General features: G+C 45.1%; 13 protein-coding genes. 1 reads left to right on the top strand and 12 read right to left on the bottom strand.

Features of this window, described 5'->3' with window-relative positions:
- Positions 1-77: 77 nt before the first annotated feature.
- Entirely contained in the window at positions 78-920 is an 843-nt protein-coding gene (locus tag E1H14_RS01710; protein ID WP_149389716.1) for an SIR2 family NAD-dependent protein deacylase, read from the bottom strand.
- 127 nt (positions 921-1047) lie between these two features.
- Here E1H14_RS01710 and E1H14_RS01705 point away from each other — a divergent pair, with 127 nt between their 5' ends.
- A complete protein-coding gene (locus tag E1H14_RS01705; protein ID WP_149389715.1) occupies positions 1048-1731 on the top strand; it encodes a hypothetical protein in 684 nt (227 codons plus the stop codon).
- Positions 1732-2027: 296 nt separating this feature from the next.
- On the opposite strand, the gene E1H14_RS01700 is transcribed toward E1H14_RS01705, so the two are convergent.
- The 11 genes from E1H14_RS01700 to E1H14_RS01650 form a co-directional block, all read right to left on the bottom strand.
- Positions 2028-2375, bottom strand: a complete 348-nt coding sequence (locus tag E1H14_RS01700) for a DUF2493 domain-containing protein (RefSeq protein WP_149389714.1) — start codon at positions 2373-2375, stop codon at positions 2028-2030.
- Between the two features lie 405 nt (positions 2376-2780).
- Complete coding sequence (locus tag E1H14_RS01695; protein WP_149389713.1) at positions 2781-3128, bottom strand: hypothetical protein; 348 nt, start codon at positions 3126-3128, stop codon at positions 2781-2783.
- An 81-nt stretch (positions 3129-3209) separates the two neighbouring features.
- A complete protein-coding gene (locus E1H14_RS01690; protein ID WP_149389712.1) occupies positions 3210-3734 on the bottom strand; it encodes a hypothetical protein in 525 nt (174 codons plus the stop codon).
- Positions 3731-4570, bottom strand: coding sequence for a hypothetical protein (locus tag E1H14_RS01685; protein WP_149389711.1), 840 nt, complete (start codon positions 4568-4570; stop codon positions 3731-3733). The genes E1H14_RS01690 and E1H14_RS01685 overlap by 4 nt, the downstream gene beginning before the upstream one ends.
- Before the next feature lie 85 nt (positions 4571-4655).
- Entirely contained in the window at positions 4656-5117 is a 462-nt protein-coding gene (locus E1H14_RS01680; protein ID WP_149389710.1) for a hypothetical protein, read from the bottom strand.
- 2 nt (positions 5118-5119) lie between these two features.
- Positions 5120-5470: a hypothetical protein gene (locus E1H14_RS01675; RefSeq protein WP_149389709.1), complete on the bottom strand. Its 351-nt coding sequence runs from the start codon at positions 5468-5470 to the stop codon at positions 5120-5122.
- Between the two features lie 121 nt (positions 5471-5591).
- Positions 5592-6479: a hypothetical protein gene (locus E1H14_RS01670; protein ID WP_149389708.1), complete on the bottom strand. Its 888-nt coding sequence runs from the start codon at positions 6477-6479 to the stop codon at positions 5592-5594.
- Between the two features lie 88 nt (positions 6480-6567).
- Positions 6568-6960: a hypothetical protein gene (locus tag E1H14_RS01665; protein ID WP_149389707.1), complete on the bottom strand. Its 393-nt coding sequence runs from the start codon at positions 6958-6960 to the stop codon at positions 6568-6570.
- Between the two features lie 122 nt (positions 6961-7082).
- Positions 7083-8663, bottom strand: a complete 1581-nt coding sequence (locus E1H14_RS01660; protein WP_149389706.1) for a P-loop ATPase, Sll1717 family — start codon at positions 8661-8663, stop codon at positions 7083-7085.
- Positions 8664-8911: 248 nt separating this feature from the next.
- Complete coding sequence (locus E1H14_RS01655; RefSeq protein ID WP_149389705.1) at positions 8912-12067, bottom strand: type I restriction endonuclease subunit R; 3156 nt, start codon at positions 12065-12067, stop codon at positions 8912-8914.
- Positions 12068-12200: 133 nt separating this feature from the next.
- Positions 12201-13181 carry an Abi family protein gene (locus E1H14_RS01650; protein ID WP_149389704.1) on the bottom strand — a complete coding sequence of 327 codons (981 nt, stop codon included), beginning with the start codon at positions 13179-13181 and terminating at the stop codon, positions 12201-12203.

Here is a 13181-nt window from a genome sequence, read left to right as displayed (position 1 = left end):
CAACGAACGAATCTGCTGCCACTCATCTTCGTTAAGCATCATTTCTGGTTTACTCGTTCTCCAGCAAAACCTCATTTTCATTGAGACACCCCGAAATCGTGACAAAGGGAATCATCTAATGCCATCAACGTTGCTAAGGCACTTCCATTGAGATTGATCCATTCACTATCACTTTCTGATGGTGCGGGTTTGTTTGGATTAATTTGGATGACCGCACTGGCGACCTTAGATAACTGCCAAGTGACATCTTCAACGGTAGTCACGGTAGAACCTGCCCCTATCTCTAAAACCACTAGATTGTCTGTTCGCTTAATCGACTGGAGAAATGTATTCCATCTTTCAATAGCCTGATCATTTGCTGAGTGATGAAAACTTTGATCACCGAACATCATGACATGCGGCCTCATGATTTGACCACATGAGCAGATAGGCAGAGCTCCATTATGAATTTTTAGAAGCAGCTGCTCCGAATTATGTTTAAGACCTGTTTGCCGGCTCTGACAACTCTTGTCACTACAATACATAAAATCGAGAGTACCGTGACAGTGATAGATCTGCTGGTCAGCAAAGCCTGCCTTCAAGAAAAGCTGATCAACATTAGAGGTAAATACAAAACAATTATCCTCCCCCAGCCGTTTGCACCAGCCATGAAGAATTTCATAGCCAAGATGCGGCTTTGAAGCTCGGTAACTACTTATTCGATCAGCATAAAAACTCCAGGATACAACGGGATCATTGAGAAAAGTTGTGTAGCTCGCCATCTTGAAATGATCTATAGATGCATTTTTCCAATAACCTGACTTATCACGAAACGTTGGTAGTCCACTGTCTGCGCTCATGCCTGATCCTGCCAGAATAACGATTTTCTTAGCTTGTGTGATGAAGCCTGCTGCCAGCTTAATTTTCTTTTCTTGTTCCATGAACCTACCTAAAGAGTGTTTCGATGGGATCCAAATATTCAAATTAGAGTTTAACGATTAATGCGACAAAATATGTCGTACAAGGCGGATAAAATAAAACCAAGTGCTGATCAATGATGAGATTTAGATGAACTCCATAAAACAGATCTTACAAGAATGCTTAGGGAATCGTTTTTCCAAACAGGAAATCGATGATCTCGTTTTTCACATACGTGAAAGTTTGCATGAATTAGCTGAACTCAAGCGAGTTCTGGATTTAGTTGAGACGACCGACCTTGCATACACAAAGGAGCCTCGCCGAGAAGTCAAAAAGGTTTTCACAAACCTGATTGTTCATGGGTCAAATCATTTAATCGCGGCTGGTTTTCTCTTCCACCAACTGCCGTTAAACGATCGCTTTGAATGTCAGATCTTCGAAGACGATCCAGAAATTGAGGAAGCCCTGTTTATTCCTTGTCCAGACATCGATTGTGAGAGACCCATTGATCAATGCATTTGTAGAGCCTATGCGCCTATACCGCTTGATCAACTAGAACCCATTCAAAGGTGTCTCTATATCAATTTGTTCAATGGTGACACGGAACCCGATCGACTGAGAAAAGTAGCTGATCACATGACTGCATGGAAAAAGGAACTCGCTAATTGGCTCAATCTCTTTCATAGCTCAACCTCAAAAACTGATCTTCCTTTGAACGCGATTCAGATACTGAATGAATTTCTATCAGTAGTACCAGAGCACTTAGCCGCAGTACAAAAACTCTATCACCAAACAGCCATCATCGATGTGTTTGGACTTGGTCTGATCAATTAGAATGGCAAACAAGGTACTGAAACCTGATGGTTTGCTATTAATGCCACCAGCACTTGGTCTACCAATTTGTGCTGAGCTCTATCCGACCCCAAATCTAACCGCTATCGCCGCTGTTCACACGTTGTGTCAGTAGAGAGCGCGGTTCGATGGGCAAAAGTCAACAAGACCAGATAAGTCTTGGTCGATGATGATCATTATCTTCATCAAGAAGTAGCTACTGTCGGTCAATTAATGGTTTCAATGATTCAAAAACTCGTGGTTAATTGAATATAAGAGAGATCGGATAGCAGTTATCATTAGGGGTTCGTAATGAGCTTAATTATGACTTGTTTGTTTTTCTGTTCCGCATAGTCCAGAGCTGATTTTGTCCCTTTGGACTTGCCATCCCAGAAAGCGATCACAAGATCAGCGGCATCGACGATATCCCGGTTTCGAATCGGACCGGCACCACGACCATATTTTTTCCAATCGGGTTTAAAAACAACTAGCTCAATGCCATGATTCGTTGCATACCGCTCAGCCAGTGAATCGGCACCCTTTGCACCACCAGATATGAGTTTGCTTATCTGATAATCCACTAACGTCTCCTCTAACAGACCATAATCGGCAAATGTTCTTGATCCGATAACAGCAATGCTTTTCATGGTTTATCCTCAATGATGTGCTCAATTGAGTCCATCATATCTACTGGTACGACATTTCCTGTCGCTTGAATGAAATCTGTATCCATTGCTTGATCCTGGGACTTTAAAGTAACCCGCTTTTTTTAATAGGACAGATGCTGGTTAACCGATGAGTGTCAAGTGCCCCAAGCCAAACAGCAAGGAGCTACTCGGCTTGGCAGTGGTGAACCACCAAGTTAAGTGGGCCTCAATAGGCGACCGCAGGAAGTGCCCGTGGTATTTTTGCTGTAACCCACCAACAGCCAACGATGACAGATGAAGTAGGATCACTGGCTCAGGGACTTGATGTTGGCCGCTGACGCGGCCAACAAAAAACCTGCGGCCTATTGACAGGTAGAAGGCTCATAGGTGTTAGGCAACTCTTCGTCAGCGACAATTGCTGTGAAAATATTCAAGTGCGTCTCTATCAGACACCCAATAGTCTTCAACCCAAACTCGCATTTCACCGCGCCCGTCGATATAGATATCTTTGAATCCATAAGAGTGAATTTCACCGAATACTTTATCGCCTTCCCAAATAGTCACCACACCGCCATACCATTCAAGCAGCGAGTAGCCTCCACTTGTTTCGACCACAAAATGGTCGCAGCCCGGCGTATCTTCTAGCACTACAACCCCAGTTACAGACGAAGACACCGCTACTAAGGGGAAAAACACGAGAAACGCGAGAAGGATAAATGTGGCCGTGCATTTTTTTGTTTGTCTTTTGAGCATACTTTCTCCGTGATGGATGCCTAACGCTTGCAGTTGCGGCAGGTGTGGAGTGCAACTACACTGTCCGACAACCTGCACTTGTTAACGGTCATTCGACCTTTTCCTGATCTGAAACCTCGCCAAGAGCATACTTTGTGCACCCAGCACAACATGCCAGCATTCCCTCACTGTCAGGCTAGAAAAGAAGAACAAGAAAAATGAGATCAAAAAATATAGGTAATGATTCGAGCAGATTGGCCACACCATATCAAAAACGCCAAGACCGGCTATCGCCCAAAGAATCAGCGTAACTAATATTAGAAGAATGGCTGCCTGAAAGGTATAGACATACTCTACATACCCGCCGTCTCGAAAAGAGGACATATTTTCGATTTCTGTGCTTTGAAGCAATGCTTGGGCGTTTCCACCCCAAGCAAAGGACAGCCCAATAAATATCCCAGCTACTGGTAATAATAGCGTAACCGCCGCGTCTTTGAGCGGTATGGGGATAAGAAAAGCCAGCGCAAGACCAACAGCAATATGTAATAGAATCCAGCGATCCAGAAATCTTTTAAGACCAGCTCCATTTCCTGAGCCTTTAAAGAGCCATGACCAAAACGTAGTCATGTTTTATCTTGCCCCCGAATCCGCGCATAAGCTTCACGAACCCTCTCCATCAAACCTTTTGGCTCTTGTCGCTCCTCCTCGTCAAACGCAATACTGACCGGGTCGCCTCGTAAATGGCGTGTGACGGGCCGTTGCCCTTCCTTGTGCCTTATCCTCGCTGAGGCATCATTGCCCGTTGATGCAACTGATCGAGTCACTTTCTCAATACTATTTCGATCAAGGTCGTCGCCTTGAACAATGGTTTTTCCCTTTTGTCCACCTGTTGCTTCTATGTACTGCTCCATCGGCTTGTGAAAATCAGCCTCGACGTCGAAAGGATTCGGCTTGCTAAACTCAACAGTGAAACCAACCACGGAATAGGCGCCCCGTATTTGTTTAAGAAAATCCTCTGGGTCCCATATTTCCGATATCTCTATTTTCGCTCCGTAGTCATGCACTAAAGCTTGCTGGTTAAAAAGCTTCTCTAGGCTATTTGCTATACCCTTTACCGTGGGAGAAAGCTTTGATTTTGGTTCTATGGCTAATACGCTGAATTTTTTGTCAAAGTAGACATAGGTGAATGGAGACTCTTCGTCATCCACCTGAGTGAAATCCCCGGTTTCTTCATCATAGAGCTCTTTGCTCTTTTTGGTCGTCCGGCCAGCCGCAAATAAAAGTCCATCATCTCCCACATTCAACACATTACCGACATGCCAAACATAACCTTCTCGAAGCTCTTCAGAAGGCTTGCTCTCGATAACCGTGGTTAAAAACTCTTCTCTTGAAGTGCCGCTTTCAAAGAGAGCACCTTGAGCAGTTTTTATTGCTTTTAGCCGAAAAAGATAGATGCTTGGCACGAATTGCCCTCCTCGTTAACGCCCGCCATAAACGGCGCAAGGAGCGAGCGTCCGGCGACCGCAGGGAGCGAATTTAATGGCCTTGTTATGCACTGACAGCATCTATTCTGACTTTAGTTTTGGTGTAGTTTATTGGCGGATATTCACCGTGATTTTGAAAGTACCACCACAAAAACTGCCCTTCAGCACCAAGCAGAGTGTCGCCAAACTTGCGGTAATCACAAAAGGCGATTTCTATTGCCCCGTAATTTTTTATTACCATGTCAAATTTCAACGAGTTGGCTTTCGATGTGGCATGCAGGCTTGCATGGCGGAAATATCTGGATTTGAAGCTGGTTTTTGTTTGGCCTATGTAAAGGATGCAACTCTCTCCATTGAGGCGAGGCACTGGCTTTGAGGACAAGAAAAAATAGACTATGTTTTTTGCCTGAGCAGCCGCTTCCGAGCCATAAACATTTTCAAAAGCGGACTTTGAAAGCTCACTGATTTGACCCGGTAGGCGCTCAAATTTGGTCACCAAAGATGGCAAGTCATGCTTTGTAATCAAACCTACTGCTCCGTACCCAGATGATCTGATAAATGGGTAGACCCATCAGGCAGCCACTCGATGCTCAAATCACCATCACCAAAACGAACTATCCCTTCTTTTTTGAGCAACTCATTACATTGGCCTCGGTGTGCAATAAAATCATCGAGAAGCTCAATCAGATGCAACTTAAAACCAGACTCCGTAACCTGATCGAAAATATCTTCTTCAAGTGTCCAAGAAGTACCACTCAAGCGGTCTTCATCATCTTCCGCACGGAAAACCACCTCTCCTGTAACTTTTACAATGTCTGAATGTTGTTCGGCCAACGAGGCAAGACGTGCAGCTTCAAAATTTTGATCGAAATTTGACATACATTTTCCTTTTTGCTTATTACTCTTTCAGCTTACGCGACCTGAGCGACAGATTGCGTCACAGAGGTGCATAACGACCAAGGTAAGCCGACCCCTTTTCCCTTTCCGGTGCAGTAAATTGTTAGCTGCGCTGCACATGTTTTGAAAGATTCGAGACGATTATTTTTAGGTGATCTATCAATGACATAACATCATTTGCAGTAATCGAAACCTTTTTCCCTAACCGTTCTGGATGAGTGCCCGTTTTCTTTATATATTCTTCATCAACTACACCCATCTTATGCGCAAGAAGGTGGCGCTTTTGAAACTGATTTACGACGAACTCCCATTCGGATCTATCGAGACCTTCAGCAATATTAATTCCGGATTCTTCGAGTTTTTGCTTGGCTACGTAAATATTCTGAAAGGACAGCTTAGGATATCGGTCACAACAACGCTCTCGTGCAAACCCATCAAATGCCGAAATGCAGTCTTCCAGCCCATTTTCAATTAGCTTACTTTTTATATCTGATGGTGCTTCTTTAGCCAGATCAAGGATTTTTATGACCAGATCAAAGTTTGCCTCGGCTATCTGTTGGGAGTTGTGCTCTGCACAATCAGGGCAGTACCCGAATGCACCATAGATAGCGTACTGCAGGGTGCAGTTTTTGCATTCGACTTTTTCTTCAAGTTCTTTCTCAGAGTAGTAGGTAATGGGAGTTGGCCTTCCCTTTACGGTTATGCCAATAGAAATAAACTGATTTCTTTTTGGCTTCTTCTCCATCTTCTTCATCATCTTTAGAAGATCGCCAGAAACCTTATTCAGAACGACTGACTGGGCATACTCAATCTGCTGTTTTGTCCAAAAATGGTCTTGCGGACCCAAATGCTGACAATAGGGGCAATAACAATCAGAGAAATCAGGGATACCAGTACCCGGCTTTATCTTGAAGTACTTTTCACACTCGGGGCACTCTCTACCCAAGTAGCCTTCTTCGTCTTTTTTGATATCCACAGAGTAGGTTTCCACTACTGATTCCTTTTTTCAGCTAACGCTCATAACACTTGACCGAAAAAGTGTAGCTTTTTCGGTCAAGTGCTTATGCTTGTTAAGCGATTCATTTGCACTGACTAAATTCGATTTCAAAGTTGTCGCCATCCCATATCGTCAACTTACCAGTCCAATCTTTTTTTGGATGGAAAGTATTACCCAAATTGCTAGCAGGTTCTCCAGCAGCCACCGCTTTAGGATTTTTTGACTTAGCAATAATCGCCCGAACAGGGAGATCTTTTTCTTTGGCTATATTTAGGTTTTCTATGAACTCCGAATTTCCGAGCCCCTTCCAACGACTTACTTGGTCTGCGTATGTCATTGTTCCCTTGCTACGTTTCTCAAAGAACTGGTCCCATAGGCTAACCACTAGTTCATTATTTTCACTAATTGCTGAAACAGACCACTGAACATTCTTTTGCTTGGCCTTGAATGCTGCGAAAGACTCCGAAATTAGCATGACTCTCCTTTCCGCTTAACGCTCGCCTCAACTGCCGGAGGCTACTGGCGCTTTTTGTGCGGATTATTGCACAAAAAGTGACAGTAGCCAGAGGTCAGATTGCAGGCGCTTGTTACATGTGTTTAATATTGCTTGCCTAGATTCAAGGCTTTAGCCAACCCATAAAACACTTGATATTCAAGGTCGGTTTTAACTTTAGGAGAAATATTGGAATAATTTCTCTCTTTGAAACACCAATGGATGTGGGCTTTTCCTTCTTTTGGCCGTTCTAGATAACAAAGAACATTTAAGTCATATAGAAATTGCAAAAACTCATTTCTTGAATGCATAAACTGTGGAGGATATCTATTGACAGATTTCAAGTAAGCAATCATTTCTTCATATGCATTACTATATTGCTTATATGTAAACTTATCTTTGCCTTTTAAGAACTCAAAAAATTTAAGAAACGTCTCATAATCATTACCCTGATAATAGAAAGAAAGCTGATCTTTTATCTCACCTAAAAGGTAATTTGAATATGCACGTTGAAAATCCCTAGCTTCAAAATCATCTAATGTGAAACTGTCTTTCGATTTATCTTTGGTGTGATCTTTTATTAATGTCAATAACGTAACAATGTCACGCGGCCTGTAATATGACCAGCGCAAAAAATTAATGAACGAGGTAGGACATTCATATGTATCGAAGACGTTTGGAGAATTCCAAGGAAAATAGTGATCCCAATTTTCACCTAAAGTTTTTGCCTCTCCATTTTGTTGCACACCTAGGAGGTGGTCAGATACTTCAAATATTTTAGATGTTCTATGAGATATGTAATCAGTCTTCCAATCTAAGAAAACTGAATTATCTCGTATTTTTGCATTCTGATTCTGCAGGCCTACAGATTCAAAAATATCCGGTCTTATTAATAGCACAACCCTACAGCGACCCTTTCCTCCTTTAATTGATGGGAAAAAATCAGTATTAACTTCCCATACAGCATTTGCCAACCCTTTAATGCATTCAAGATACTCTTCATAAGGTATGCCAGATGGACGAATGTCGATTCCATCAATAAATAAAAGGTAATTGCTATCTAGTCTGATTTGCTTTATCGCATCTTCAAATTTTTTCTGTATATAAAAAAGATTTGCTTGAAACCGACTTTCGGTGAAAGTGAAAGTTTCACTTTGTTCACCTTTTAACTTGGCATGTTTTGCTAATAATTCGGCTGCCAGCTTGGAATTTTGAACAAATTCTAAGGCTTGAATGATTTCTGGAGAAAATGCACTGTAATAATATTCATTGATAGTTTCTTCAATTGCCTTAAACTTACCAAACTTAGCAAAACTAAAACTATCACCTTCTTCTTCATTGATCTTCTGACACAAAAGAAGATAAATAATAACTTTCCATATATTTGTATAATCAGATAACTGAAGGTGCTTCTCTTCTTTTAAAGTTATAAATTTTCTATACTCAGTTTCTCGAATGTATTTTATTTCTGACCTGTTATTCTTATAAGCACTATTAGACATATATACGGCATATGCTGTTTTTCCAGTGCCTTTTTCGCCAATTAAAAAAGAGATATTTGGTTTACATAGAGACTCTAGATAATCATTTTTTATAAAAACACGATCAAATAGATTCTTGTTTTCACGCATTTTATAATTTTGTGCATCGGCGAAACCAAAATCTAAATTTTCAATATATTTCATCATGCATCCTTTAATATTCAATGCCTTCAACTCCCACTGGCATGTAACAGTCTGTTAATGAGGTCTTCGACCTCATAATAATTATTAACGGGTATACCCTTTAACTCCACACTTTCGCCCACAACTATTTGTTCTAAATGACATTTTTATATCACTAGAAACATAAACAGGTAACCGCATCCCCAAGCCATGTTTCAATCGGGTACCCCCCCCACGAACACAGCGGAGGCACACCACTACTCGTGCCCTCACATCGTCCACGCGTTGGAAAGCACCTCTGCCTGCTTCAGAATCAGTTCAACAGCAATAGGTGCCTCATCCGGCGGATATTTAAACCGCTGTAGGGTGCGCCTGACTAATATTCGCAGTCTGGCTCGTACACTTTCACGTACCTGCCAGTCCACGGTTGTGGAGGCTCTGAGTTTTTGCGTCAGCTCGATGGCGATGGTTTTCAGGATCTCATCACCCAGTTCTCGCACGGCACTTTCGTTATTGGCCAGTGCGTCGTAAAAGGCCACTTCATCCGGGTTCAGGCCAAGGGCTTCATCGCGGGCGAGTTCGGCCTGAAACTCTTTTGCCATGGCGATCAGCTCTTCGATCACCTGTGCCGTTTCAATGCCGCGATTATTGTATCGGCGCAGGGTGTCTTCCAGGCGGTCGGCGTATTTCTTTTCCTGCACCACGTTGTTGCGGGTTTTGGCTTTGATGTTGTCCTTGATCAGCTTTTCTAGCAACTCCACCGCAAAGTTCTTGTAGGGCATACGCCGCACATCCTCCAAAAACTCCTCCGACAACAGGCCGATGTTGGGTTTATTCAAACCGCACAGATCAAACACATCATCCACGCCACCGGCCACGATGGCATTGTCCAGTATCTGTTTCAGGGCGGTGTTTTTTTCTTCCTGCGTTAGTTTCTTGTCGACGCTGGTGTGCTTACTGATGGCGGCTTTGACAGCAGAGAGAAAGGCGATCTCTTTGTGGTACTCACGCGCTTCATCCAGCGTGCTGCACAGTGAGTAGGCTTTGCTCAGGGCCAACACATTATCCAGAAAACGCTTTTTGCCATCATCAAGGCCCAGCACATGGTTGGCGGCGGGAATGAGGACTCGATTAGGGTCTTTTTCAAAGTCGCTGTAATCAAACCCTGCACTTTTCGGGCTGGGTGCAAACATGCCGTGGATGATATCCAGTTTTTCCAGCATCACCGCGAAGGCTTCCTCTGCACTGTGGGTGGGCTCTCCCTTCCCCTTGGCATCGGTGTAGGTTTTCAGTGCCTGTTTCAGCTCGTTGGCGATACCGATATAGTCCACCACCAGGCCACCCGGTTTATTCTTGAACACGCGGTTCACACGAGCGATGGCCTGCATCAGGTTGTGGCCCTTCATGGGTTTGTCGATATACATGGTGTGACAGCAGGGAGCGTCGAACCCGGTCAGCCACATGTCGCGCACAATCACCAGTTTCAGTGGGTCATTCAGATCCTTGAAGCGTTTTTCCAATCGCTTCTTGGTCTGTTTATTGTAGATGTGCGGCTGTAACAGTGGCTTGTCGGATGCAGAGCCTGTCATCACGATTTTGATCGCGCCTTTTTCAGGGTCTGGGTCGTGCCACTCAGGGCGAATGGCCACGATGGCATTGTATAGATGGGCGCAGATATCACGGCTCATAGCGACGATCATCGCCTTACCATCCGTAGTTGCTGAGCGGGTTTCAAAGTGTTTGATCAGATCGGCGGCAACTTCCTGCAGGCGCGGATCGGCACCCACCAGCTTTTCCAGTCGGCTCCATTCGCCCTTGGTGCGTTCACGCTGGCCGACATCTTCTTCATCCTCAACCACCTCTTCCACCTGATCGGAGAGTTCATCAATCATTTCACGATTGATATCGAGTTTGGCCAGTCGAGACTCATAGTAGATCGGCACCGTAGCGCCATCATTGACGGCGTCCTGAATGTCGTAGATCGACACGTAGTCGCCGAATACAGCGCGAGTGTCTTTATCCTCAGTGGCGATAGGCGTGCCCGTAAAACCAATAAACGCTGCATTAGGTACCGCATCACGCATATGTTTGGCATAGCCGAATTTGTAGGTGCCGTCTTGCTTGAGCGTTGCCTTAAGCCCGTATTGGCTGCGGTGGGCTTCATCCGAAATCACCACTATATTGTGGCGATCATTCAGAATCGGGTGCCCCTGCTCCTCTTCCAGCAGTGCAAACTTCTGCACCGTGGTGAAGATGATCCCACCTGAGTCACGTTCGGCCAGCAGTTGTCGCAAGGTATCGCGGTCATCCGCCTGCACAGGTTCCTGTTTCAGTAACTCTTTGGCCGCGCTGAAGGTGGCAAACAGCTGGCCATCCAGGTCGTTACGGTCAGTCACTATGATCAGCGTCGGGTTGTTCATTTCCGGCTGCTGGAGCAATTTACCGGCATAACAGCACATAGAGATGCTTTTGCCTGATCCTTGCGTGTGCCAGACCACACCGGCTTTCTTGCTGCCAGGTACCACTTCGCTGCCATAGGTGGCGCGTCTTTCACCCACACCTTCCTGCTCAGGCGCTTGAGCAGCAATGACTGTGGCATTGACCGCCTCACGCACCGCATGGAACTGGTGATATCCGGCAATCTTCTTGATCAGCCGTTCAGCATCCGTCTCGAAGATGACGAAGAAACGGATGTAATCCAGAAAGAGTTCTGGGTCAAAAAAGCCACGCACCAGGGTTTCCAGCTGCCAATCCAGCAATGGCCGATCATCTTCATGTTTAATGGTACGCCAAGGCATGAAGCGTTCTTGATTGGCGGTCAGCGAACCCACACGGGCATTAAAGCCATCACTGATCACTAGTGCTTCGTTGTAGGCAAACAGATCCGGCACTTCATCTTTGTAGGTTTGAATCTGATTAAAGGCATCCCAGATATCAACGTTTTCGGCATTGGGGCTTTTCAGTTCCAAAACTGCCAGAGGCAGACCATTAATAAAGCAGATAATATCGGGACGGCGCAGCTGCTTGCTGCCTTGCAGAGTGAATTGATTGATGGCCCGAAAACGGTTGAACGCCAGGGTGTCAAAGTCGATGAGGAAGGCACGATCATGGATTACCTGGTCGTCATGCTTGTACTCAACCGGCACCCCTTCCAGCAACAGGCGGTGGAAGGCGCGGTTATTCACCACCGTATCCAGACTGTCAGGCTTGCGGACGATCGCAACCACTTGCTCTACGGCGCTTTCAGGCAAGTGAGGATTGATGCGCCGAATGGCCGCATCCAGATCAGCCTGCAACAACACCTCTCGGTAGTCTGTCCGTTCCGGGGTAACCCCGTCTGGTGCCAGATCAGGCCCGTGAGCCAGCTCCCAGCCTACCTCAGCAAACCAGGCCAGACAGTGTTGTTCCAGTTGATCTTCAGTCATCGGTCAATCCCTTAACAATCTGCGCTTAGGCACAGGGGGCTGAAAAATTATTTGACTACTTAGGTCAGCAGCTTATACTTGTTCTCAATACGCCCGGCGCCTCTTCACAGTCTTACTGTGTACGCGCCGGCTCTCATTTCTGGGCCCATAAATTCCAAGATTGCCACCCTTCAACAACGCCAAAGTCTTCAATTCTCACTGCCCTAGAGGGTGATTCCGGAAATTCAGCGATCACCGCTGCTAAACGCTTATACCAGCGCGTATTGGGGCAAATCACCTTTAACATGAGCTGCATCAGGCAGAAATAATAAAAAGGGCGCGCGTTGTTCATATACTGCCAATAGGCCGCATCGGTTGGAATCGATGCACGCTCCAACACGTTAATATTCCAAAGACGACTATGGTGTGCTGATACGTTTCGAATAAAGTTCAGGCTACGAAGCCAAGACGCAAAAGTATCGCCACTTGGCGCCCCATATTTCAGAGCAATTGAGTCTCGATCAGCAATCTTCATCCCAGCATAGAGTTTGGACATCATGCCAAAATCCCAGACCTCTACAGCCACCCAAATTGGCAGCCTGCCATAATTATTCAGGTAATGCTCAACAAAGGGTTCACGGCGTGAACGCCAAAGATGGCTGCGATACTTCTCAAGCCAAAGCTGATGTTCTGTTTTGCCTTTGGCAAGACCACTCTTTTTAACCTGCTTACTGAAATGGCCATGTAAGCACTTAGGGTTCTCATGTGCGTAGGGGTCATTTCGCCCCAGTTTGTGAGCAATATCCACACGCACGGCCATCTCAATACGCTCCAGTGCATCCAGAGCCAACAGCCGCAGCTTCTTATCAAATACGTAAAGCTGCACCACATCCGCAAAATGGCTCCCTGCCATAAAACAATCTAAACGTCGTGGCGTCTTACTACCCGGAGCTTGCACCGGATCCAATACTCTAAAGGGATACCAATACCCACTAAGACGATAGTAGCCGAGGCGTTCAAGATAGCTTTTGGCGGCTTCCTGATTGTCAGTAAGCATTCCTCGCTGCTTCAACAAAGCAAGCTGGTCATCAAGAGACTTCCAGGGCTTGGATGGATTTTCAAGCTCAACTTTCAT

It is taken from the genome of Nitrincola tapanii, assembly GCF_008368715.1.
Taxonomy (GTDB): domain Bacteria; phylum Pseudomonadota; class Gammaproteobacteria; order Pseudomonadales; family Balneatricaceae; genus Nitrincola; species Nitrincola tapanii.
This window is presented reverse-complemented; position numbering and strand designations above follow the sequence as displayed.

Excerpts from the sequence above, each read along its gene's own strand:
- E1H14_RS01710 (WP_149389716.1), bottom strand. The coding sequence starts at position 920 with ATGGAACAAGAAAAGAAAATTAAGCTGGCAGCAGGCTTCATCACACAA.
- E1H14_RS01705 (WP_149389715.1), top strand. The coding sequence starts at position 1,048 with ATGAACTCCATAAAACAGATCTTACAAGAATGCTTAGGGAATCGTTTT.
- E1H14_RS01700 (WP_149389714.1), bottom strand. The coding sequence starts at position 2,375 with ATGAAAAGCATTGCTGTTATCGGATCAAGAACATTTGCCGATTATGGT.
- E1H14_RS01695 (WP_149389713.1), bottom strand. The coding sequence starts at position 3,128 with ATGCTCAAAAGACAAACAAAAAAATGCACGGCCACATTTATCCTTCTC.
- E1H14_RS01690 (WP_149389712.1), bottom strand. The coding sequence starts at position 3,734 with ATGACTACGTTTTGGTCATGGCTCTTTAAAGGCTCAGGAAATGGAGCT.
- E1H14_RS01675 (WP_149389709.1), bottom strand. The coding sequence starts at position 5,470 with ATGTCAAATTTCGATCAAAATTTTGAAGCTGCACGTCTTGCCTCGTTG.
- E1H14_RS01665 (WP_149389707.1), bottom strand. The coding sequence starts at position 6,960 with ATGCTAATTTCGGAGTCTTTCGCAGCATTCAAGGCCAAGCAAAAGAAT.
- E1H14_RS01660 (WP_149389706.1), bottom strand. The coding sequence starts at position 8,663 with ATGAAATATATTGAAAATTTAGATTTTGGTTTCGCCGATGCACAAAAT.
- E1H14_RS01655 (WP_149389705.1), bottom strand. The coding sequence starts at position 12,067 with ATGACTGAAGATCAACTGGAACAACACTGTCTGGCCTGGTTTGCTGAG.
- E1H14_RS01650 (WP_149389704.1), bottom strand. The coding sequence starts at position 13,181 with ATGAAAGTTGAGCTTGAAAATCCATCCAAGCCCTGGAAGTCTCTTGAT.